Raw genomic sequence first — 22,426 nt, forward strand, 5'->3', positions numbered from 1 at the left:
CGGCCCCGGGCGGCCCGGCCCCGGGCGGCGGCCCCTTTACCATCCTTCCGGCCCGGATGCCGGCAGTTGCCCGAAGGACAGTGCGGCGCCGGGGCCCCGCACTACATTCGAAGGATGTCCAAGGACACACCGCCCCGCTGGGACCAGGGGATGCAGCGGCGGCTGGCACGAGGAGAGGCGGCCGCGCTCGGCGAGTTGTACGACCGCTTCGCCCCGCTCGTCCACCACACGGCCCGCCGCGTGCTGGCGGACCAAGGGGCCGCCGACCTGGTCACCCGGGAGGTGTTCGAGCACGTGTGGGAGAACCCGGGCGCGTACGACCCGCGGACGGACGGCTCGCTGCGGGCCTGGATCGCCCGGCTGGCCCGCCGGCGGGCGGTGCGGCGGCTGCGGCGGGACGGGGCGCGGGCGCTCGCCGAGGGCGGNGNGGGCTCGGCGGAGGAGCTGGAGCGGCGGGTGCGGCGGGCGGCCGCGGCGGCCCGCGCCGACTACATCGTCACGGCGATGCCCGAGTCGCTGCGCACGGCGCTGGAGTCGGCGTACTTCCAGCGCCGGGATTGCCGGCAGACCGCCGCGCACCTCGGTGTGACCGAGGAGGAGGCGCGGCGCCGGCTGCGGCTGGGGCTCCAGCTGCTCGCCACCGCGCGCACCCGTCCGCCGGACGGGGCGGCCCCGGGCCCCTGGGGGCCGCCGCTGTGACGGGGAGTGCGGACGGCGGTGGCCGCGGCGGCGCCCGGACCGGGCCGGGCGCCGGGTCCCGGGGCCCGCGGATACCGGGGCCCGGGCCCGCNGCGGGCNGNNCGGCGGGCGACCCGGTCCCGCCGCCCGGCCCGCCGCCGGAGCCGGACCCGCCGCACGAGACGCTCCGCTCGCTCCTCGGGGCGTGGGCGCTGGCGGCGTGCTCGGCCGAGGAGAGCGCCGCCGTCGGGGCGCACCTGGCCCAGTGCGCCCCCTGCGCGGACGAGGCGCTGCGGCTGCGCGACGCGGTCGGCCTGCTGCACGGCGAGCGCGACCTGGACCTGGACCCCGCGCTGCGGTCGCGGGTGCTGGAGAACTGCCTGGTCCGCCGCCCCGCCCGCGTCCCCGTGCCCTGCTGGGCCGGCCCGTACGACGCGGAGACGGCGCGGCTGGACGCGCTGCTCCGGGACATCGGCCGGGAGGAGTGGCGCGCACCGGTGCGGCTGGGGTGGTTCGAGGAGGGGCGGCGGCCGGACCGGCGCACGGACGTCACGGGCGTCATCGGCCACCTGTTCGCGGTGGACGGCCTGGTCGCGGCGGCCCTGGGCCTGGGCGACCCGGTGGAGCCGGTCCTGGCGGGCCGGCCGCCGCACGGGCCGGTGGAGCGCACGGAGGTGCTCTGGCGCGCCCTGGCGCGGGACGGGGAGGAACGGTGCGTGCGGGCCCCGTGGCGGGACCAGGCGCACGCGCTGGTGCGGGCGGTGTCGTCCGCGGGGTCCGGGGCGGCGGAGCTGCCCGTGCCGTACGGGCCGTCGTCCCTGTCCCTGCGGGACGCCCTGGTGGAGCGGGCGTTCGAGTGCTGGGTGCACGCGGAGGACATCGCGTCGGCCGTGGACTACCCGTACGAGCCGCCCTCGGGGGCGCACCTGCGCGAGATGGTCGGCCTGGCGGTGCGCCTCCTGCCGGCCGCGCTGTCCCGCCGCCGCGCCGGGTCCGCGCAACCGGCCCGCGAAACCGCCGGGGCGGGCGCGCGGGNNCCGGCGCGGCGGCGGGACGAGACAGGGCGGGNGGCGGCCGGTGGCACGTCGCCCTGGACCCGCGGGCGGCGGCCGGGCCGGAGGAGGAGGTGGCGCTGGTGGCGCTGGACGGCGTGGAGTTCTGCCGGCTGGTGGCGGGGCGCGTCACGCCGGAGGAGGCGGCGGCGGGACAGGAGGGCGACCGGGAGGCCGTCCGGGAGGTCCTGTACGCGGCGGCCTCGCTGAGCCGCATGTAGGGGCCGGCGGGCGGACCGCCCTCAGCGGAAGACGACCGTGCGGCCGCCGTTCAGCAGGACGCGGTGCTCCGCGTGCCACCCGACCGCGCGGGCCAGCGCCCGGCACTCGACGTCGCGCCCCAGGGCCACCAGGCGCTCGGGGGTGACCTCGTGCCCCACCCGCTCGACCTCCTGCTCGATGATCGGGCCCTCGTCGAGGTCCGCCGTCACGTAGTGGGCCGTCGCGCCGATCAGCTTCACGCCGCGCTCGTGCGCCTGGTGGTAGGGCTTCGCGCCCTTGAAGCTCGGCAGGAACGAGTGGTGGATGTTGATGATCCGCCCGCCGAGCGCCCCGCACAGGCCGTCCGACAGGACCTGCATGTACCGGGCGAGCACCACCAGTTCGACGTTCTCGCCGCGCACCAGCTCCAGCAGCCGGGCCTCGGCCTGCGCCCTGGTGTCCGGGGTGACCGGGACGTGGTGGAAGGGGACGTCGTACGAGGCGGCGAGCTCCGCGAAGTCCGTGTGGTTGGACACCACCGCCACCACGTCCACCGGCAGCGCGCCGATCCGGGTGCGGAACAGCAGGTCGTTGAGGCAGTGGCCGAACCTCGACACCATCAGCACGACCCGCATCCGCTCGTCGGCGCGGTGGATCCGCCAGTCCATCCCGAAGGAGTCGCCGACCGCGGCGAAGCCGGCCCGCAGCCCGTCGACGGCCACCGGCGTCCCGGCGGAGAAGTGCACCCGCATGAAGAACAGGCCCGTGCCGCGGTCGCCGAACTGCTGGCTGTCCTCGATGTTGCACCCCGTGGCCAGGAGGTAGCTCGACACGGCGTGCACGATGCCCGGCCTGTCGGGACAGGAGAGGGTGAGGACGTACTGGTCGGTCATCCCGGCAGCATGCCACACGGGGCGGGCGCGTCCCGGGCGCGTCCGCCCCGCCGGGTCCCGCCCCTACGCGGCGCCCGTCAGCGCCCGCAGGGCGTGCAGCGGCCGGGGCGGTGCGTCCGGGTCCTCGCCGTCGTTCGCCGAGAGCCGCACGTGGGCGTCGCGGGCGGCGTGCACGGCCTCGGGCCAGCCGGGGTGCTCCAGGTACGCGGAGACGGGCGCGTCCGGGCCGACCTGGTGCAGGATCCGCAGGACCCGCAGCACGGCCAGGTCGACGAGCCGGGCCTCGGCCTGGTCGCGGAACATCGTCCCGACGTACTTCTCGGCGGACCAGTTGTCCAGCCAGGTGTCCTCGACCAGCCGGTAGACGGCGTCCGTGACGTCTCCGTAGCCGTCGGCGCCGGCCAGCCAGCACTGCTCGTGGAAGCGGACGTCGGAGAGCATGTGCAGCGCCGAGCGCACGTTGGCGCGCCAGCGCCACCAGGGCATGTCGTTCAGGGGCATGGCGCCCATGGTGGACGAGCGGCGGCCGGGACGGGAAGGGTTCGTCCGCGTTCACCTCGCGGGCGCGGCCCGGGGCCGGCCCGGACGGGCCGGGGGCGCACCGCCGGGCGGGTGGAGCGTACGAGCGGTACGTCTTCCACCGTACGCGCCAGGCGGCGCCTGCAATTCACCTTCACGTCACCGGTCGTTGAACCACCCTCACTCCCGCGTTACCGATGGGCAGGAAGTGTGCGTGTCTATGACCGGTAACGGCAGGCGACGCTTTGCCACCTCTCTCACGTTCAGGGCCGCAGCGGCTCTCGCCGCGACGTCCCTCCTCGCCGGCTGCGGCGGCCTCCCTGGAGCCACGGGGGGCTCCAGGGAACCCATCACAGTGATGACCTGGGCTCCCCAGGAGACCAAGGCGACCAACATGCCCGGCATGCCGGCGATGGCCGAGGCGTACGCGCGCTGGGCCAACAGCCAGGGCGGCCTCGCCGGGCACGAACTGCGGGTGATCACCTGCAACGAGGGCAACACCGCGACGGGCGCCGCGACCTGCGCCCGCAAGGCCGTCAAGGAGGGCGTGGCCGCCGTCGTCGGCTCGTACAGCCAGCACGGCCGCGCCTTCATGGCGACCCTGGAGGCGGCGAACATCCCGTACATCGGCGGCTACGGCCTGTCCGACGAGGAGTTCAGCAGCTACCTCTCCTATCCCGTCAACGGCGGGCAGGTCGCCCTGCTCGCGGGGAACGGCATGCAGCTCGCCGCCTCCTGCGAGCGGGTCTCGCTGGTCCGGCCCGACACGGTCGCCGGCGACTACCTGCCCGCGCTGATCAACTCGGGCCTCGCCCACGGCAAGCAGAGCAAGGCGTACGACATCCCGGCGGCCGAGGACGCCGGGGAGTACGCGGCCGTCGCCGACCGCTCCCGGGAGCGGGCCGGCGAGGAGCGCGGCTGCGTCACCGCCACGCTCGGCGAGCGGACCGCGCACTTCTTCGACTCGTTCCGCCGACTCGCCCCGGACGGCCGCGACATCCGGATCTCGTCCGTGCTGGGCAGCGTCGACCAGCTGCTCGTCGACCGGACGGGCGGCGCCTCCGGGCCGTTCGAGGGGGCGTACGTCACCGGCTGGTACCCGGCCCCCGGCGACCCGCGCTGGGAGCCGATGCGGCGGGTGATCCAGGAGCAGGCCTTCGGCGACAACCGGATCGACCCGGCCGACGCGGGCGTGCAGACCACCTGGATCGCGTACACGGTCCTCAAGCGGGTCGTGGAGGCCATCGGCCAGGAGAAGGTGACCCCCGGCAAGATCACACTCACCCTGGACCGCGGTCTGCGGGTGGACACCGGGGGCCTCACCCCGACGCTGCGCTGGCGGTACGAGGACATGCTCGGCACCCCCGGCTTCCCCCGGCTGGTCAACCACGCGGTGACCTTCCAGGTGGTGCGCAAGGGGCGTCTCGTCGCCCAGCGCACCGGCTTCGTGGACGTCGGCCCGACGCTCGTCGAAGCCCGCTCCTCCTGAAGGCCGCGGCCCGCCCCTACAGCTGGGTGGGCTGCCGCTTGGTCAGGCCGTACGTCTCGGCGATGCCGTTCCACAGACGTGCGGCCTGACGCTTCGCGGCGGTCGCGTCGCCACTGGCCACGGCCGCCTTCGCGGTGCTGGCGGTGTTGCGGGCGCGGCCGTCCTTGCAGTTCTTGGGGCTCTTGACCTGCCGGGCCCAGGCCGCGTAGTGGTCGTCGGCGGTGGCGGACGCCTCCCATGCCCTGGTGAGCGACGCCGAGAGCTCGGCGTGGTCCGGCAGCCTGTCGATCTCGACGTCCCGCAGCCGGTTGACCAGTTCCCGGCGCTGACCGGCCGCCTCCTTCAGGTCGGCGGCGGCCTTGTCGAGGGCCTGGCACTTCTTGATGTTCTCGACGGAGCGGATCACCGCCTCGCGGCTGTCGTTGCTGTCCGCGAGGAGCTTGTCGAGCTCCTCCGCCTGCTTCTTCACCGGGTCCGGGGCCGGCGCGGAGGACGCCGCCGGGGCCGGCGCGGACGGCGGGGCGGAAACCGCGCCGGTCTTGTCGCCGGCCGGCTCGGGCGCCTCGTCGCCGCCGCTCATCAGGGCGCCCGCGCCGAGGCCCACGACGGCGCACCCGACGACGACGGCCGCGGCGAGCACCAGCTTCGAGGAGCGGCGCCGTCCGGACCCGTCGTGGTCGTCGTGGTCGCGGGGGTCCGCGTACGGCGGGGGCGGCCGGTGGCCGTGGGGCTGCTGCGGCGGGTGGCCGTGCCCCGGGTGCGGGGCGGGCGGCTCGACGCGCGGCATCCGCTGGGTGGCGCCCGCCGTGCCGTCGCGGAACAGGTTGTCGAACTCCGCCGGGGGCCCGGTGTGCCCCGGCACGGGCGCGATGTACTGCGTGGCCTCCGCGTCCGGGTCGGCCTGCGGCTGACGGTGGGGCGGTGTCCCCTGCGGGTGCCGGGGCGGTTGCTGCGGGTACCCCTGCCGCGCGCCGAAGCCGGTGCCCAGGAACTGGGTCGACTCCGACGGGTTCTCCGCCGGCGCCTGCCCCCGCTCCGGCGGCAGCGGCGCCGGGGGGACGGGCCGCAGGTACTGCGTGGCGGAGTCCTCCTCCGGGGCGGTCCGCGGCGCCGGGGGGACCGGCCGCAGGTACTGCGTGGCGGAGTCCTCCTCGGGCACGGCCCGCGGGGGCGGCGGCCCCCAGGGTTGGCCAGGGGCCTGGCCCCACGACTGGCCCTCCTGGCCGTGTCCGCTCTGCGTCACCGGGACTCCTACGTGTGAACCTACGGAAGCGTCGGCTCACGCTACCGGGTGGGACACCGCCCTCGCACACGGGTGCGGCCGTTACCCGGCCTGGGGTTCCAGCCGCGCCACGGTCTCCCGCACGGCGGGCTCGCTCCGGAACGGCTCCAGCCGCGCCCGCAGGTCCTCCAGGTACTCCGTGCCGCGCGACGACCGCAGCGTGCCCAGCAGTTCGGCCGACCGGGCCGCGGTGTGGCAGGCCCGCTCGACCTCCCGCTGCTGCACCTGGGCCGCCGCCAGCAGGGCGAGGCCGATCGCCCGGCGCCGCACCCGCGTCGCCGGGTGCCCGTCCAGCGCCTCGCCCGCCGCCCGCGCCGCCTCCTCCGCCCGGCCCAGGTCCCGGTGGCAGTGGGCCAGTTCGTCGGCGAGGTAGGCGTGGTCGAAGTGGGCGATCCACTCCGGGTCGTCGCCCGAGTCCGGATCGGACCGGTCCAGCGCGGCGACGGCCCGGCCCGCCGCGTCCCGGCAGGCGCGCTCGTCCCCGAGCAGGGCGTGGCCCCGCGCCTCGGCCGCCAGGAACATCGCCTCCGTACGCGGGGTGACGCGCCCCCGGGAGCCCTCCTGCGCGGCGCGCGCCAACTGGACCGTCTCGCGCGGGTTCCCGAGCTGCGCCGCCAGGTGGCTCATCGACGCGGCCAGGACGTACCCGCCGTAGGCCCGGTCGCCCGCGGCCTGCGCGAGCCGCAGCGCCTGGACGTAGTACCGCTGCGCGAGCCCCGGCCGGCCGGTGTCGACCGCCATGTACCCGGCGAGTTCCGTCAGTCGCGCCGCCGCCGCGAAGAGCCCCCGCCCCACCTGCTCCCGGTACGAGCCGCGGAGCATCGCCGAGACCACGCCGTTCAGGTAGTGGACCACCACGGGGCGCACGTGCCCGCCGCCGAGCCGGTGGTCCAGGCCGGCCAGCGCCTCCGTCGTCTCCCGCACGGCGCACACGTCCGCCGGGCCGATCCTGGCGCCCGCCGTCCGGGCCACCTGCGCGTCCGGCTCGGTGATCAGCCAGTCCCGGCTGGGCTCGACGAGCGCGGAGACCACCGCCGGCGAACCGGCCAGCAGGTCCCGCCGGTCCGCGTCGCCGCGCCACAGGTCGCAGGCCCGCTCGACGGCGGCGGCCACGGTCGGCGGGAAGTCCAGCCCCAACGCGCCCACCGGGTCCCCGCCGTTCGCCATCCCGATCTCCTCGACGGTGACCAGGCGGCCCAGCTTGCGGCCCAGCGCCTCGGCGACGACGCCCGGCGCCCGCCCGCGCGGCTGCTGCCCGCGCAGCCAGCGCGCCACCGACGTCTTGTCGTAGCGCAGGTCGAGCCCGCGTTCCGCGCCGACCGTGTTGACGCGGCGGGCGAGCCCGGCGTTGGAGCACCCCGCCTCCCGGATGAGCGCCCGCAGCCGTTCGTTCGGCTGACGGGCGGCGAGTCGCCTCACTGCCATGACGTACCCCCTGCGGTACCGGTGGTGGTCGAACGTCCCGATCGCTGCCCGGCGGTGTCCGGAGAATGCGGAACGCGGCGCCGTCGTACCGAATGACCGACAGGCGCCGTCTTGTGCGGTGTGCGCCCCAGGAATACCGCACCGGCCCCGTCCGCGTCTCCGGGTGTCCCCCGCCCGCCCGCCCCGTCCGCACACCCGTGCGACCCGCGCTGCCGGAGCGGTCCGCCGCCCCCTCGGCCTCCCGGGGCCGCGGGCGCCGCCGGTCCGCGCGGACGGCCGGAATCGGCGGCCGGGCTCCTCCCGGCGGGCTCTATAGGGTGTGTCGTACAAGTGATCGACGAGGTGGCGGAAGGCGGCGATGACCGTGCCGGAGCGGGACCGGGGAGTCGGCGGGGCGGGCGGGGAGCCGGGAGCGGCGCCGCCCGCCGTACGGGTGGAAGGGCCGCCCGCCGTACGGGTGGAAGGGCTGTGGAAGCGCTTCGGCGAGCAGGTCGCGGTGGCGGGGGTGGACCTGGTCCTGCCCGCCGGCAGGTTCGTCGGCCTGGTCGGCCCGAACGGGGCGGGCAAGACGACGACGCTGTCGATGGTGACCGGGCTGCTCCGCCCCGACGAGGGGCGCGTCGAGGTCTCCGGGCACGACGTGTGGCGGGACCCGGCGGCGGTGAAGTCCCGCATCGGCGTGCTGCCCGAAGGGCTGCGGCTGTTCGAGCGGCTGTCGGGGGGCGAACTCCTGGAGTACACGGGGAGGTTGCGGGGCCTGCCGGGCGCCGAGGTCGACAAGCGCGCGGCGCAGCTGCTCGACGTGCTGGGACTGACGACTTCCCGGAACAAGCTGGTCGTCGACTACTCGACCGGCATGCGGAAGAAGATCGGTCTCGCGGCGGCGCTGCTGCACAACCCCGAGGTGCTCTTCCTGGACGAGCCGTTCGAGGGCGTCGACCCGGTGTCGGCGGAGACGATCCGGGGGGTGCTGGAGCGGTACACGGCGTCCGGGGCGACGGTGGTGTTCTCCAGTCATGTGATGGAACTGGTGGAGTCCCTGTGCGACTGGGTCGCGGTGATGGCCGCCGGGCGGATCCGCGCGTGCGGCCCGCTGGCGGAGGTCCGCGGCGACGCGCCGACGCTCCAGCGGGCGTTCCTGGAGCTGGTCGGCGCGCCGGGCGGCGACGCGGGCGCCTCCCTGGACTGGCTGGGGGGTGCCCGATGACGTACGGGTCCGGCGCGGTGGGCACTGCGGGCGCGGGGGCCGCGGGTCCCGCGGGCACGGGGACGCTGACGTCGGTGTTCGTGCGGCTCAAGCTGTCGCTGCTGCGCAACGGGCTGCGGCAGTCCTCGGGCCGCACCGCCGTGTTCGTCGTGTCGGCCGTCCTCACCGTGCTGTTCGCCGCCGGCCAGCTGCTCGGCATGGTGCTGCTGCGGGGGCACCCGCAGGCGGCCACGACGGCGGTGCTGCTGACCGGGCTGGCCGCGCTCGGCTGGGCGGTGATGCCGCTGTTCTTCCCCAGCGGGGACGAGACACTGGACCCGACGCGCCTGGTGGTGCTGCCGCTGCGGGCGGGGCCCCTGGTGTGGGCGCTGCTGGTGGCGTCGCTGGTGGGCACCGGCCCGCTGTTCACACTGTGCCTGGTGCTGGGGGCGGGGATCTCGGTGGCGCACGGGGCGTTCGCGGCGGCCGTGGCGGTGGTGGCGGTCCCGCTGGCGCTGCTGGTGTGCCTGGCGCTGGCCCGTGCGGTCGCGGCGGCCAACATCCGGCTGCTGACGTCCCGCAAGGGGCGGGACCTGGCGCTGCTGAGCGGCCTGGTGGTGGCGATCGGCATCCAGTTCGTGAACTTCGGCGCGCAGCGGCTGGGCCAGGCGGGCGGACTGGCGCGGCTGGAGCCGGCGGCGGACGTCGTGCGGTGGGTGCCGCCGGCGTCGGCGGTCGGCGCGGTCGACGCGGCGGGCCGCGGCGCGTACGGGACGGCCACGGCCCAACTGCTGCTGTCGGCCGCGGCGCTGGCGGCGCTGCTGTGGTGGTGGCGGCGGAGCCTGACGAGGCTGATGACGGCGCCGGACGGCTCGACAGTCGCGGCGGCGACGGGCGCGGACGCGGTCCGGGGCGGCTCCCGGACCGGCTGGACCCGGTTGCTGCCGGAGGGGCGCACGGGCGCGGTGGTGCAGCGGGCGCTGCGGTACGCCTGGCGGGACCCGAAGGCCAAGTCCGGCTGGGTGACGGCGCTCGCACTGGGCCTGATCATCCCGGTGTTCAACGCCCTGCAGGGGACCGGCTCGGTGTACTGGGCGTGCTTCGCGGCGGGGCTGCTGGGGACGCTGATGTACAACCAGTTCGGGCAGGACACCTCGGCGTTCTGGATCGTCGCGACGACCGTCTCGTCGAAGCGCGACGCCTACGTCGAGCTGCGGGCGCGGGCGCTGGCGCTGCTGCTGGTGACGCTGCCGTACGCGACGCTGGTGACGGTGGTGACCGTCGCGGTCCTCGGCGACTGGGGGGCGCTGGCGGAGGGCCTGGGCCTGTCGTACGGGCTGCTGGGCGCGATGCTGGGGGTGGGCGCCTGGGCGTCGGCGTTCTTCCCGTACTCGATCCCCCAGGACAGCGCGTACAAGAACGCGGCACCCGGGCAGGGCGGGCTGGCCTGGGCGTCGATGCTCGGCGGGATGCTGCTGTCGGCGGTGCTGTGCGTGCCGCTGATCGCGGCGGCGGTGTGGGTGCACACGGCGTCCGCCGGGTCGTGGCCGCTGCTGCCGCTGGGCGCGGCGTGGGGGGCGCTGCTGACGTGGGGCGGACTGCACGTGGCGGCGGGCCGCACGTCCCGCAGGCTCCCGGAGATCCTGGCGGCCGTCAGCAAGGCCTGACGGGCGCGGGCGGGCGCGGCCCCGGCGGCCCCCGTGCGGGCGCGGGCGGGCGCGGGCCGAAGCGGGCGCGGTGGCGGGCGCGGGCGGCCCGGCCGCCGGGTCAGGCGGTCGGGGCGGTCCGGTCGAGGAAGGACCGGAGGACCTCGCACCAGGCCTCCGGCTGGTCGTAGTGGAGGTAGTGGCCCGCGTCCGGCACCTCCGCGTACCGGCCCCGGGGCAGGACGCGGACCATCTCGTGGGCCTCCGCGCGGCCCAGCTCGCCGTCGAGGCCGCGGACCACCAGCGTCGGGCACGCCACCCGCGCCAGCGTGTCCCAGTGCGCGTCGTGCGCCCAGGTCGAGCGGACCTCGAGCATCCGCTCCGGCGAGAACACCGGCCGCCACCCGTCGGGCGACTCGTCCATCGCCTCCGCGAAGAACGCGCCCCGCGCGGGGTCCGGCCGCTCGATCCGCGGGTCGTCCTCGCCGAACCACTTCCGCGCGTCAGCCCGTGTCGCGAAGGGGAGCGGCCAGGTGCGGACCCACTCCTCCCACTCCCGCTGCGACGCCGCTCCCAGCGCGGAGGCCCGCATGTCGCCGATGACCAGCGCGCCGACCAGGTCCGGCCGCTCGGCGGCGAGCTGCCAACCCGTCAGGGCGCCCATGGCGTGCCCGACCAGGGTGACCGGCGCCAGTCCGAGCCGCTCGATCACGGCGGCGGCGTCCGCCACGTACGCCTCGCGCGTGCGGGGGCCGGCGGCCGGTCCGCCGCCGTGGCCGTGCCCGCGCTGGTCCGGGGCGACGACCCGGTACCGCCCGGAGAGGCGGCGCGCCGTGTCCGCCCAGTGGGAGGCGCGGCCCGTCAGGCCGTGCAGGAGCAGGACGCTCCCCGCGGGGGCGGTGCCGCCGTCCGGCCCCTCGGGCGGATCGGCGAACTCCCAGACGGCGAGGCGCACGCCGTCGGCTCCGGTCAGATCGATGCGCCGCACCATGTGCCCCGGCTCCCCCTTCTGTCACGTCGGATGACCCTCCCAGGGTATCGAACTCATATTCGAAAATAGGCGAGTGGACGGCAATACCGCTCGTTCGGGTGACCCCGGCCGGGGATTGAGGGCCGTCGCCGGGGGGAGATGTTCAGCGGGAGGCGGACCACTCGGGGAAAAGGGGTCCGGCGGGAACGACCCTGAGAGCTCGGGGCTCCGGGTCGACACAGGGGAGGCGGGGTCCCGGTGCCGCGAGGCGCCGGGACCTTCTCCGTGTGCGGGTACGCGCCCGGGCGCGGGCGGCGCGCCGCGCGGGTACGCGCCCGGGCGCGNNCGGCGCGNCGCGCCGTTTCTTATCGGCAGATCCCAGTTGGCCCCCCGGGCCCCGACCGGGGCGCACCGGACCGCGGCGCCGCCGTTCCCGCGCGGAANCCCCCGTACCGTACGGGCGCCGGACCGCGGGCGGCACGGCGCGGACCGGCGGCGGAACGTACCGGGAGCCCCGGCGCCCGGCGGCCCGGGGCGNGGGCGGGCGCCGGACGGCCCCGATGCCCGCCCCGGATGTCCTCAGCGCTTGGCGACGAAGACGTGCGACGCCACGTCGGCGCCCAGCTCGGCGGCCTCGCCGCCGCTGCCGACCAGCACGCCGCCGGGCGAGTCGGTCACGCTCACCACGGCACCGGGCCGCACCCCGGCGCGGCGCAGCGTGTACATCAGCTGGGCGTCCGTCTGGATGGGCTCGCCGATCCGGCGCACCACCACCGTCTTGCCCTCCGCGCCCGCCTCCAGCTCGGACAGGGCCACCATCTCCTCGTCGAGGAACGGGTCGGCCTCCCCCTGCTCGCCCAGCTCCTCCAGGCCCGGGATCGGGTTCCCGTACGGCGACTCCGTCGGGTGGCGCAGCAGCTCCAGGACGCGGCGCTCCACGGCCTCGCTCATCACGTGCTCCCAGCGGCACGCCTCGGCGTGGACCTGCTCCCACTCCAGGCCGATCACGTCGACGAGGAGGCACTCCGCGAGCCGGTGCTTGCGCATCACGCGCGTGGCCAGCCGGCGGCCCTCCTCCGTCAGCTCCAGGTGGCGGTCGCCGGCGACGGTCACCAGGCCGTCACGCTCCATCCGGGCGACGGTCTGACTGACCGTGGGGCCGCTCTGGTCGAGGCGCTCCGCGATGCGTGCGCGCATGGGCACCACGCTCTCCTCCTCCAGCTCGAGGATGGTACGGAGATACATCTCCGTGGTGTCGATCAGTCCGGACATGCGTGCCCCTCGATGCGTGACTACCAGTGTGCGCGGCCCCGGCCCAATTGTTGCGCATCCCGGGGGCGGCCGTGCCTTCCGCGGGAGGCGGCCGTGCACCGCGTTGACAGGTACGCGGCCCGGGCCGCACCGTGATGCGCGACACCCGACGAAAGGGCCGCGCCATGGGCGACAGCACACCGGCCGGCCGGTTCCTCGACGCCGCGATCGGCCTCCTGGCGCGGGTCCGGGACGAGGAGGCCGCGCACATCGCCGCCGCGGGCGCCGCCGTCGCCGACACGGTCGCGGCGGGCGGCCGGCTCTTCGCCTTCGGCGCCGGCCACTCGTCGCTGCCCGCGCAGGACGTCGTGTACCGGGCGGGCGGCCTCGCCCTGATGAACCTGCTCGCCGTCCCCGGCGCGGTCGGCGTCGACGTGACGCCCGCGACGCTCGGCTCGGCCCTGGAGCGGGTGGAGGGCCTCGCCGCCGCGGTCCTCGCCTCGTCGCCCGTGCGCGCCGGGGACCTGCTGGTGGTGGTCTCGCTGTCCGGGCGCAACGCCCTGCCCGTCGAGATGGCCGCCGGTGCCCGCGCGCTCGGCCTGAAGGTCGTCGGCGTCACCTCCGTGGCGTACGCGGAGGAAACCCGCCCCCGGAACTCCTCGGGGACGTTCCTGAGGGACCACTGCGACATCGTCCTCGACTCCAAGATCGCCGTCGGGGACGCGGAGCTCACGCACGAGGGCGCCGGGGCGCCGTTCGCGCCCGCCTCCACCATCGTGGCCGGCGCCCTCATGCAGGCCGTCGTGGCCGCGGCGGCCGGGGAGCTGGTGCGCCGCGGCATCGACCCCCCGCTGCTGCGCTCCGGCAACGTCGACGGGGGCCACGAGTGGAACGCCCGCGTGATGCGGGAGCACGCGGACCGGATCTTCCACCACCGGTAGCCCCCGCGGGCCCGGCGCCTCCCGCGGGGGGCCTCACACCGTCGGACCCGCCAGGTCCAGGGAGGCGGCGACCCGCACGGCGACGCTCTCCGCGTACGCCACGTCCTGCCGCTCGAAGGGCGGGCGGCTCTCCGAGCGGAGGAACGTCACCACGCCCAGCGTCCGCCCCCGGCTGCGCAGGGCCGCGCACAGGGCGTGGGCCGCTCCGGCCGGCCAGTGGCGCTCCGCCGGCCACGCGGACGCCGCCCCCGAGGGCCGGGTGCTGGCCCGCACCGTGCCCGCTCGGTCCAGGGCGCGCAGCGCCGGATGGCCGGGGGCGTACGGCACGGGGAACCCGGCGCCCGGGGCGAACGCCACCGGGCCGGGCGCCCGGACGGGCGTGGCCGCGACCCGCACCAGCCGCGCCCCGTCGCCGCCGACCACGTCGAGCAGGGCGTCGTCGGCGAACCCGGCGAGCGCGAAGTCCAGGTACACGGTCGCCGCCTCCGCCGGGTCCTCGCACTCGGCCGCGGCGGTCCCCGCCCGGTGCAGCTGGCTGGCCCGGAACCGCAGCCGGTCCGCGTCCTGCCCGGCGAGGCGCGCCTCCGTGACGTCCTCGAACAGCCACGCCACGCCCAGCGGCGCGGGCTCCCGCGACAGCGGCGACGCGAGCCGCAGGAAGGCGCTGCGCCAGCAGTGCCGCCGCTCCCCCCGCGCGGTGCGGACCGTCGTCCACAGCTCGGCCGACGCGCGGGGGTCGCCCTCCGCCAGCACGTGCTCCAGGGCCGCCTCCAGCTGCTCGGCGCCCTGGGCCAGGAAGCCGGCGAGGGGCCGGCCGAGCAGGTCGGCGCGGGGAACGCCGAACGCCTGGGACGCCCGGGCGTTCACGACGGCGGGGCGCAGGTCGGCGTCGACGACGACGAGCCCGCACGGCGCCTCCCCGAACAGGGCCTCGCCGAGCGCCAGCGACCGTTCGAAGTCGAGCTGCTCGTGGACCTCGCCGAAGGCGCAGTACGCCCCGGCCGGACGCCCGTCCGCGCCCCGCACCGCGGACGTCTGGGCGCGGACGAGCACCCGGCCGCCGTCCTTGCGGAGCAGCGGGAACTCGTGGACGGCGCGGTCGGGGCCGTCCCCGGCGGCGGCCAGCCGGGCCTCGATCGCCGCGGCGTCCGCGGGCCGCGCGGCCCACCCGGCGAGGCCGCGGCGGCCGACGGCCTCGGCGGCGGACCAGCCGAGGAGCCGCTCGGCGCCGCCGTTCCAGTGCGTGACCGCGCCGTCCGCGTCGAACGCGCACAGCGCCGCGTCCATCCCGTCCAGCAGCGCGCTGAGCAGGTCGCCGTCCATCCGCGCCGTTCCGCTCCTGGACGCGCTCATCCCGGCACCCCCCACAGGACGTTCCCCGCGCGTGCCGTGTCGCGACGCGCCCGCCCATTCAACTCGAACGTGACACACGACACACGGTGTTCGGGAAATTCAGTTGAACGATGCAGGACCGGTTCCTAGCGTGGGGGGCACACGGGAAGGGAGGTGATCCGGAAGTGGTTTCTTTTCGGATGCGTGAGGTGACCGCGGGCTGAGGCCCGTCGTCACATGACGGCAGGCCGCCTGCCGTACACCCGAGCGGTCACCGGCCCGCGGGCTCGTCGGCACATCCGGCCGACCCCTCCCCCTCCGGGGAGGGAACGGAGCCCGCGGGCTTCCGCGTGCCCGGCGCGCTACGGGCGACCCACTCGCGCGGGCGGCGGTCCCGGGGAGCCCGCGTGCCCGGCGCGCTACGGGGCGAGCCGCTCCACCCGCCAGCCCCCGCCGCTCCCGTCCCCCGCGCGCCGCGCGTACCGGAGCCGGTCGTGGAGCCGGTTCTCGTGCCCCTGCCAGAACTCCACGGTGTCGGGCTCGACCAGGAACCCGCCCCAGTGCGGCGGCACGGGCACCGCCTCGCCCTCGGGATAGCGGGCGGCCAGCTCCTCGTACCGGGCGAGCAGCTCGGCGCGGGAGCCGATGACGGACGACTGCGCGCTGGCCCAGGCACCGAGCCGGGAGCCGTGCGGGCGGGTCCGGAAGTACGCGGCCGTCTCGTCGCGGCCGACGCGCGCGACCCGGCCGGTGACGACGACCTGGCGGGCCATCGGGTGCCAGGGGAAAAGGAGCGAGGCGTGCGGGTTGGCGGCCAGCTCGGCGCCCTTGCGGGAGTCGTAGTTGGTGAAGAAGACGAAGCCCCGCGCGTCGAAGTGCTTCAGCAGCACGGTGCGCGCCGAGGGGCGGCCGTCGGGGGTGGCCGTCGCCACGACCATCGCGTTCGGCTCGTGGATCTCGCCGTGGCGGGCCGCGTCGGCGAACCAGCGGGCGAACTGCTCCATGGGGTGCGCGGCCAGGTCGTGCTCCGTGAGCTCGCGGGTGTGGTACTGCTCGCGCATGGGCGCCGGGTCGAGGGCGGGGTCCACGGCTGGGTCCAGGGCGTCGGTCACGGCGTCCATCCTGCCTCAGAGCGCCGCGCCCGCCCCAGTCCCCCCGTGCACCGCGACTCCGGCCCGCCCGGGCGGGACACCGGACCGCGCTCCGTGTCACGCTTCCCCGTATCGGGGAACCCGGCAGACCCGACGGCCGGGTCGCCCGTCCGTCACCTCCCCGCACACGCCACCACGAGGAGCCGCCAGATGTCCGACTTCGTACCCGGGCTCGAGGGAGTCGTCGCGTTCGAGACGGAGATCGCCGAACCGGACAAGGAGGGCGGCGCCCTCCGGTACCGGGGCGTCGACATCGAGGACCTGGTGGGGCACGTGTCCTTCGGGAACGTGTGGGGCCTGCTCGTCGACGGCGCGTTCAGCCCCGGCCTGCCCCCGGCCGAGCCCTTCCCCCTCCCGGTCCACTCCGGCGACGTCCGCGTGGACGTGCAGGCCGCGCTGGCGATGCTCGCGCCCGCCTGGGGGCTGAGGCCGCTCCTGGACATCGACGAGGGGCAGGCCCGCGACGACCTGGCGCGGGCGGCGGTCATGGCGCTGTCGTACGTGGCGCAGAGCGCGCGCGGGCAGGGGCTGCCGATGGTGCCGCAGCGCGAGATCGACCGGGCGCGGTCGGTGGTCGAGCGGTTCATGATCCGCTGGCGCGGCGAGCCGGACCCGAGGCACGTGAAGGCCGTCGACGCGTACTGGACCTCGGCCGCCGAGCACGGCATGAACGCCTCGACGTTCACCGCACGCGTGATCGCGTCGACCGGCGCGGACGTGGCGGCGGCGCTGTCCGGCGCGGTCGGCGCCATGTCAGGGCCGCTGCACGGCGGCGCGCCGTCACGGGTGCTCGGCATGATCGAGGAGATCGAGCGGACCGGCGACGCCGCCGCGTACGTGCGGCGGGCCCTGGACCGGGGCGAGCGGCTCATGGGGTTCGGCCACCGCGTGTACCGCGCCGAGGACCCGCGCGCCCGGGTGCTGCGCCGCACCGCCCGCGAGCTGGCCGCGCCGCGCTTCGAGGTGGCGGAGGCCCTGGAGAGGGCCGCCCTGGAGGAGCTGCACAACCGCCGCCCGGACCGCGTCCTGGCGACGAACGTGGAGTTCTGGGCGGCGATCGTCCTGGACTTCGCGGAGGTCCCGGCGCACCTGTTCACGTCCATGTTCACCTGCGCCCGCACGGCCGGCTGGTCGGCCCACATCCTGGAGCAGAAGCGCACGGGCCGCCTGGTCCGCCCGTCGGCCCGCTACGTCGGCCCGGGCCCCCGCGACCCCCGGGAGATCACCGGGTACGAGGACATCGTCTCCTGATCCCCGCACCCCCGGGCGGGGCCGTCGCGGCCCGGTCCGGACGGCGGGCGCGTCGGCCGGGCCGCCCGCCCGCTCGGGGTGCCGCGCCCGTTCGCCGCCCGCCCGCGCCCTCGGGCTTCCGCACGTACGACGAGGGGGCACCCCGCTGCGGGGTGCCCCCTCCGGGGAGACCGTTCACTCGGCCGCGACCGCGTGGGACCACCCAACCACGGCGCTTGCGGCCGACATGACGAACTCGAAAATCCTCATGGCGACCTCCTTCATGCGATGTGAAACCACACAGACAACGGAACTGCTCTTGCGGTGACCGAAAACGACCCTGGAGAACTCGTACGAGTGCCAGACGGCCAGAACGACCGCAAGCGTGGCAGCCGGGTCGGAACCGGCCGCGGCGACAGCCCAATGAACGCTCTCACCTCCCATTATATCCTGGATGAGGGCATCTGACCAGGCATCATGTCGGCCTCCGACAGTACGCCGGCCTTGTCCCCCGCAATCGCTCCCCGCAATTCCCGATTCCCGTGACGGCCGAGGAAAGAAAAAGGCGCGGACCTCTCGGCCCCGCGCCGAACGCGAATTGCGCCCGCGGGGACCCGTATGCCCCCACGGGGCCGGAACGGGCCCTTGGCCGCCCGGCCCCGCCTCCGCGGGCGGGTGACCGCCACCGGAACCGGGAGCGGTGCGCGGTACGGCCCCGGCCGGTGCGAGCGGTCCGCATAGCGGCGATGAGGCGGGAAATATTTCGAACTACGTCCCGCGCCGGTCCCCGTGACCACCGCGCCGTACCGACCGATTCCGCCGGACCACTCCGCCGGACCGACCCCATCGGAGGCGAGCACCATGTCCCTGGTCACCACCGCCCACGACCGCGCCGTCGCCACGCTCACCCTGGACGCCCCGGACTCCCGCAACGCCCTCTCCGCCCGGCTGGTCGCGGAGTTGACGGACGCGCTGGACGACTGCGCGAAGGACCCGGCGGTGCGGGCGGTGGTGCTCACCCATACCGGCTCCGCCTTCAGTATCGGCGCCGATCTGAAGTCCCCGCCGAGCCCGTACGCCTTCGTGACGCTGCTGCGGCGGATCGTGGAGCTGCCCAAACCCGTCGTGGCGCGGATCGCGGGGCGGGTGCGGGCGGGGGTGTGGGGCTGGTGGCGGCGTGCGACCTGGTGGTGGTGTCGGAGGAGTCGGACTTCGCCTTGACGGAGGTGCGCGTCGGAGCGGCGCCCGCGCTGGTGTCGCTGACGCTCCTGCCGCGCCTCGACCAGCGGGCCGCGGCCCGGTACTACCTGACCGGCGAGTGCTTCGGCGCGGCGGAGGCGGCGCGGATCGGGCTGGTGACGGCCGCCGCGCCGGACGTGGACGAGGCGCTCGCGCCGCTGCTCGACGCCCTGCGGAAGGGGTCGCCTCGGGGGCTGGCCGCGTCGAAGCGGCTGGTGACGGCCCGGGTGCTGGAGTCCTTCGAGCGGGACGCGGAGGACCTCGTCCAGCGCTCGGCGTCGCTCTTCGCCTCGGCGGAGGCCCGCGAGGGGATGGCGGCCTTCCTGGAGCGGCGGGACCCGGCGTGGGCGGTGTGACCCCCGGGCGGGACCCTGCGCGCCGGGGCCGGGACGCCCGGCGGGACACCCGCGGCTAGCGGGCGGCGCGGACGCGGACCGCGCCGATGCTCGCCGCCATCACCAGGGCGATCGCCGCCGCGTCCGTCACCGACAGGGCCTGCCGCAGCACCAGGAACCCGGCCAGCGCCGCCACCGCCGGCTCCAGGCTCATCAGCACCGCGAACGTCCCCGCCGGGAGCCGCCGCAGCGCGATCAGCTCCAGCGTGTACGGCAGCACCGACGACAGCAGCGCCACCGCCAGCCCCAGCGCCAGCGTCGACGGCACGGCCAGCCTCGCCCCCGCCTCCGCGATGCCCAGGGGCAGGCTGAGCACCGCGCCCACCGCCATGGCCAGCGCGAGGCCGTCGGCCTGCGGGAAGCGCCGGCCGGCGCGGGCGCTGAACACGATGTACGCCGCCCACATCGCACCCGCCGCGAGCGCGAAGCCCGCGCCGACCGGGTCCAGCCGGTCGAAGCCGCCGCCGCTCAGCAGCGCCACGCCCGCCAGGGCGAGCCCCGCCCACAGCAGGCTCACGGCCCGCCGGGACGCGGCGACCGACAGCGCGAGGGGACCGAGGACCTCCAGGGTGACGGCCGCGCCGAGCGGAATGCGGTCGATGGCCTGGTAGAAGGTGAGGTTCATGCCGGCCATCGCGACGCCGAACACCACGACGGTCCCCCAGTCGGACCGGCTGTGGCCGCGCAGCCGGGGCCGGCACACCACGAGCAGGACCAGCGCGGCGAGCGCCAGCCGCAGCGACACCACGCCGAGCGCACCGGCGCGCGGGATGAGCAGTACGGCGACGGCCGCGCCGAACTGCACGGACAGCGCCCCGCCCACCACCAGCGCGACCGGCCCGGCGGCCGAGCGCGCGGGGACCGCCGGGCCGGCCGGGTGGGCCGCGGCCGTCTCGGGAAGGGTGACCGCCGAGGTGTCTGCGGTACGGGCGTCGTCCACCGGAGCCTCTTCTTCTGGTTCTTCGTACGGGTGCGTCGTGCGCGGCCCGGCCTCCGGAGGGGTCCGGANGGGTCCGGAGGGGTCCGGAGGGGTCCGGAGGGGTCCGGAGGGGTCCGGAGGGGTCCGGAAGGGTCCGGAAGGGACTGTTCCGCGAACGGGCCGGTCCTCACGGTAAGCAGCACGACCCGCTCACGGCCATGGCGGGAGTACCCGGTCTCAGGAGGTGGGACGGCCTTCCGGCCTTCCGGCCTTCCGGCCTTCCGGCCTTCCGGTCTTCTGGCCCTTCCGCCCTTCCGTCCGGAACCCGGCGGGCGGCTTCCCGGGGCGCGTTCACCGGCACCCCCGCGGGGCCGGGGGCGGTGCCGCGCGGGCTGGGCACGAGGGGGCCGTCAGGGGGCGGTTCCGTACCGGAGCGGCGGGGTGGACCACAGGTGCACGGCGAAGCGGCGGAGGCGATGGTGGTGGAGGCGGTCACGGTGACGCGAATTTTCCGATAGCACTGAAGCCGCACCAGCAGTATTTCCCGGGCCTTGGCACTCTCAGTTTCCGCTCGGACATCTCCGCATCGCCTGATAAGCCTCTCTCAAGTCGGATGCTTCGGGGAGTTTCCGCCGTTCCACAGCCTTGACCACTTCCAGTGCGCGCCAGTGGTTCGACGGGACTACCCGGCCGGACATTATTGCGCGCTGTGCAGCGTCGCACGCCTCGTCCAGGCGGCCGGTGCCGAGTAAAGTCAATGCCAGGTCAATATTCGCCGACGCCACTCGGCGCGGCCATTTTGCAATGTCGTCAACCGGCGACAGTCGGGCAATGACTTCCCGTGCGTAAGTCTCCGCTGCGGGATCTCCGACCCACGCAAGTGTGGTCGCCGTGTACGCCAGCGACTTACCGGGGTCGTACTGGTAATGATGCTCGGTGTCTTTATGTGGCACAAGCGTCGCTGACATTTGCTGCACGCGCTCTATGGCCGCGTAGGTCTCCGCCCTCTCCCCGAGACGCGCTCTCGCCCTTCCCTCCTGCGCTGTGGCTTGAATGGCGACCGAACTTCCGGCCGGTGCCAGCTGTTGCGCGATTCGGGAGAGTTCCAGCGCGCGACCGTACTCGCCGCCCGTGAGAACCCGCCAAGCGTCCGTCTCATAACACCACGCCTCAATTTCGCGGTGTTCGGCATGCTGCGCGAGCGTCGCCGCTGTTTTCAATCTAGCCGTAGCGGCGTGCTCCTGGTTGAGATCGACATGAAGGGTGGCGCCCAAAAGCTGAAACCAGCCACCGACCACGTAAAGGCGTCGCTGTTCGGCAAGAGTCATCCGGGCATTCATCAGGTGCGCGATGTAGACGGAGTGTTTCCGCACCCGTTCCAACAAATCCTGCGGGGGGGATTTCGGATACTTCGCGGCCAACTCATCAAAGGCGCTTTCCAGGCGATTCAACGTCTCCTTCCCCACGTCGCTTGCGGCAACCCGCCTGGCCAATTCAAGGGCATCAAGCTCGTCGTCGCCTTTCGATTCGGCCACGGCGAGCCATTCGCGAGGTGCTTGTCGGGGCGGGGCGAAAGCATTCGGGGTCAGCAGAGCGTCAAGTTCTGTTGAGGTGACTTTCAGGGCCTTGGCGATCTCCGGCCTCTGGCATGGCTGCGGATCGTTCTTTCCACTCTCCCAGCGCTGGACGGTAGAGCGATCGACGCCGACCGCTTCCGCAAGTTTCTCCTGACTGAGCCCGCATGCTTTCCGGCGTTCCGCGAACCTCTGCCGCTTGCTGGTCATCCTGGTCGTTCCCCCCACGCCCGGGTGCGTCTCCACTGGTCAGCGTAGCCAGTGCGGCCAGCATGCGGCGGGACTGCGGCCTTTTTGCCGTGGTCGGCTCCGGCTCCTGCTGGTTCGCTGTGTCCTGTTGCAGAACCGACAGCACCGGGTGAGGGAGTGACCGGAGCAGTGACACACGAACAGGTCTCGGGAAGTGCGTACGTTCCACAGCCCAACGACACCGTCCAGGACGCCCGTACGGGGCGTACGGGGCGTGTCATGGGCCACATCGGGCCGTACTACCAACTCCGTCCGCTGAACGGCGGCAAGGAGTGGGAGGCAAGGCCGGACGACCTCGAACCCGCGTACCGGTCGGGTGCCTTGGGCGGGCGCGTCGCCCCGGCTTGCGACCGTGGGGGGTGGTGAGGGTGCGCAGGCTGCCGGACACCAATCCGTACCAACTGGAAATCGGGTCCGTCGTGTTCGACACCCGGCGCGACATGCCTGCGCGGGTGCACGACATTCGAGGTAGCCGGTTCTTCCTCGTTCGCCCTGGCGGCGAGCCGTGGGAGGTGAGTTGGAGCGCCGTGCGGCCGGCGACCGGGCGCGAGCGCCGGCAACTCCGCGCCCTGGTGATCCATCTGCGCACGCGGCGAAAGGGATTGACGCGCGCTTAGGGGTTTCGTCCCTGCCGGACGCATCCGTTCAAGGAGCTCGTCTCCGATCCGACCAGGAGCTCGTCCCCGAGCGGGAATTCCGGCAGGGGCGGATTCGGCCCCGCACCGGCCGCCCCGCGCACAGCGGGAGCGCCGCGGCCTCGGCGGGTTCACGCACGACGGCATGGGGGCGGTCCTCATGTCGGCA

At 75.2% G+C, this 22,426-nt stretch carries 17 protein-coding genes and 4 pseudogenes; 11 read left to right on the plus strand and 10 right to left on the minus strand.

Going from position 1 to position 22,426, the window contains the following annotated elements; all coding sequences use genetic code 11:
* Positions 1 to 114: 114 nt before the first annotated feature.
* The 4 genes and pseudogenes from MW084_RS12045 to MW084_RS12060 form a co-directional block, all read left to right on the plus strand.
* On the plus strand, positions 115 to 425 hold a 311-nt coding region (locus MW084_RS12045; RefSeq protein ID WP_275563586.1), incomplete at its 3' end, for a sigma factor.
* Positions 426 to 428: 3 nt separating this feature from the next.
* Positions 429 to 699 (plus strand): annotated as a pseudogene (locus MW084_RS12050) (RNA polymerase); the annotation flags it as partial.
* A 102-nt stretch (positions 700 to 801) separates the two neighbouring features.
* Positions 802 to 1,713: pseudogene (locus MW084_RS12055) on the plus strand (maleylpyruvate isomerase N-terminal domain-containing protein); the annotation flags it as partial.
* 34 nt (positions 1,714 to 1,747) lie between these two features.
* Positions 1,748 to 1,951: pseudogene (locus tag MW084_RS12060) on the plus strand (MDMPI N domain containing protein); the annotation flags it as partial.
* 21 nt (positions 1,952 to 1,972) lie between these two features.
* Here the strand turns inward: MW084_RS12060 and purU are convergent.
* Entirely contained in the window at positions 1,973 to 2,824 is an 852-nt protein-coding gene (gene purU, locus MW084_RS12065) for a formyltetrahydrofolate deformylase (protein ID WP_010473167.1), read from the minus strand.
* A 63-nt stretch (positions 2,825 to 2,887) separates the two neighbouring features.
* Positions 2,888 to 3,325 carry an SCO4402 family protein gene (locus tag MW084_RS12070; RefSeq protein ID WP_010473166.1) on the minus strand — a complete coding sequence of 146 codons (438 nt, stop codon included), beginning with the start codon at positions 3,323 to 3,325 and terminating at the stop codon, positions 2,888 to 2,890.
* A gap of 238 nt (positions 3,326 to 3,563) precedes the next feature.
* Between MW084_RS12070 and MW084_RS12075 the strand changes: the two genes are divergently transcribed.
* Complete coding sequence (locus MW084_RS12075; RefSeq protein WP_029553691.1) at positions 3,564 to 4,832, plus strand: ABC transporter substrate-binding protein; 1,269 nt, start codon at positions 3,564 to 3,566, stop codon at positions 4,830 to 4,832.
* A gap of 16 nt (positions 4,833 to 4,848) precedes the next feature.
* Here the strand turns inward: MW084_RS12075 and MW084_RS12080 are convergent, their stop codons facing one another.
* Both MW084_RS12080 and MW084_RS12085 read right to left on the minus strand, forming a co-directional pair.
* Positions 4,849 to 6,075 carry a hypothetical protein gene (locus MW084_RS12080; protein WP_050986818.1) on the minus strand — a complete coding sequence of 409 codons (1,227 nt, stop codon included), beginning with the start codon at positions 6,073 to 6,075 and terminating at the stop codon, positions 4,849 to 4,851.
* 81 nt (positions 6,076 to 6,156) lie between these two features.
* Positions 6,157 to 7,539, minus strand: a complete 1,383-nt coding sequence (locus tag MW084_RS12085; RefSeq protein ID WP_029553690.1) for an NsdA family TPR-like regulatory protein — start codon at positions 7,537 to 7,539, stop codon at positions 6,157 to 6,159.
* 358 nt (positions 7,540 to 7,897) lie between these two features.
* Here MW084_RS12085 and MW084_RS12090 point away from each other — a divergent pair, with 358 nt between their 5' ends.
* On the plus strand, positions 7,898 to 8,746 hold the full coding sequence (locus MW084_RS12090; protein ID WP_010473162.1) for an ABC transporter ATP-binding protein: 849 nt from the start codon (positions 7,898 to 7,900) through the stop codon (positions 8,744 to 8,746).
* Positions 8,743 to 10,392, plus strand: a complete 1,650-nt coding sequence (locus MW084_RS12095; protein ID WP_275563587.1) for a transporter — start codon at positions 8,743 to 8,745, stop codon at positions 10,390 to 10,392. Before MW084_RS12090 ends, MW084_RS12095 begins: the two co-directional genes overlap by 4 nt.
* A 100-nt stretch (positions 10,393 to 10,492) precedes the next feature.
* On the opposite strand, the gene MW084_RS12100 is transcribed toward MW084_RS12095, so the two are convergent.
* Both MW084_RS12100 and MW084_RS12105 read right to left on the minus strand, forming a co-directional pair.
* On the minus strand, positions 10,493 to 11,362 hold the full coding sequence (locus MW084_RS12100; RefSeq protein WP_010473366.1) for an alpha/beta fold hydrolase: 870 nt from the start codon (positions 11,360 to 11,362) through the stop codon (positions 10,493 to 10,495).
* A 558-nt stretch (positions 11,363 to 11,920) separates the two neighbouring features.
* Positions 11,921 to 12,613, minus strand: coding sequence for an iron-dependent transcriptional repressor DtxR (locus MW084_RS12105; protein WP_010473364.1), 693 nt, complete (start codon positions 12,611 to 12,613; stop codon positions 11,921 to 11,923).
* Positions 12,614 to 12,777: 164 nt separating this feature from the next.
* Here MW084_RS12105 and MW084_RS12110 point away from each other — a divergent pair, with 164 nt between their 5' ends.
* Positions 12,778 to 13,533, plus strand: a complete 756-nt coding sequence (locus tag MW084_RS12110) for an SIS domain-containing protein (RefSeq protein ID WP_010473361.1) — start codon at positions 12,778 to 12,780, stop codon at positions 13,531 to 13,533.
* Positions 13,534 to 13,566: 33 nt separating this feature from the next.
* Here the strand turns inward: MW084_RS12110 and MW084_RS12115 are convergent, their stop codons facing one another.
* Positions 13,567 to 14,886, minus strand: a complete 1,320-nt coding sequence (locus MW084_RS12115) for a PAS domain-containing protein (protein WP_029553707.1) — start codon at positions 14,884 to 14,886, stop codon at positions 13,567 to 13,569.
* Positions 14,887 to 15,284: 398 nt separating this feature from the next.
* Positions 15,285 to 15,986 (minus strand): pyridoxamine 5'-phosphate oxidase, encoded by a 702-nt coding sequence (pdxH, locus tag MW084_RS12120; protein WP_050986828.1) that lies wholly within the window; start codon positions 15,984 to 15,986, stop codon positions 15,285 to 15,287.
* A gap of 180 nt (positions 15,987 to 16,166) precedes the next feature.
* Between pdxH and MW084_RS12125 the strand changes: the two genes are divergently transcribed.
* On the plus strand, positions 16,167 to 17,267 hold the full coding sequence (locus MW084_RS12125) for a citrate synthase 2 (RefSeq protein ID WP_010473354.1): 1,101 nt from the start codon (positions 16,167 to 16,169) through the stop codon (positions 17,265 to 17,267).
* 840 nt (positions 17,268 to 18,107) lie between these two features.
* Positions 18,108 to 18,841: pseudogene (locus MW084_RS12130) on the plus strand (enoyl-CoA hydratase family protein).
* A gap of 55 nt (positions 18,842 to 18,896) precedes the next feature.
* Here MW084_RS12130 and MW084_RS12135 read toward each other — a convergent pair.
* Positions 18,897 to 19,820, minus strand: a complete 924-nt coding sequence (locus MW084_RS12135; RefSeq protein WP_010473348.1) for an EamA family transporter — start codon at positions 19,818 to 19,820, stop codon at positions 18,897 to 18,899.
* Positions 19,821 to 20,359: 539 nt separating this feature from the next.
* Positions 20,360 to 21,583, minus strand: a complete 1,224-nt coding sequence (locus MW084_RS12140) for a helix-turn-helix domain-containing protein (RefSeq protein WP_010473347.1) — start codon at positions 21,581 to 21,583, stop codon at positions 20,360 to 20,362.
* 407 nt (positions 21,584 to 21,990) lie between these two features.
* Between MW084_RS12140 and MW084_RS12145 the strand changes: the two genes are divergently transcribed.
* Positions 21,991 to 22,239: a hypothetical protein gene (locus MW084_RS12145; protein ID WP_078571952.1), complete on the plus strand. Its 249-nt coding sequence runs from the start codon at positions 21,991 to 21,993 to the stop codon at positions 22,237 to 22,239.
* Positions 22,240 to 22,426: the final 187 nt, after the last annotated feature.

The organism is Streptomyces sudanensis (assembly GCF_023614315.1).
GTDB classification, from domain to species: domain Bacteria; phylum Actinomycetota; class Actinomycetes; order Streptomycetales; family Streptomycetaceae; genus Streptomyces; species Streptomyces sudanensis.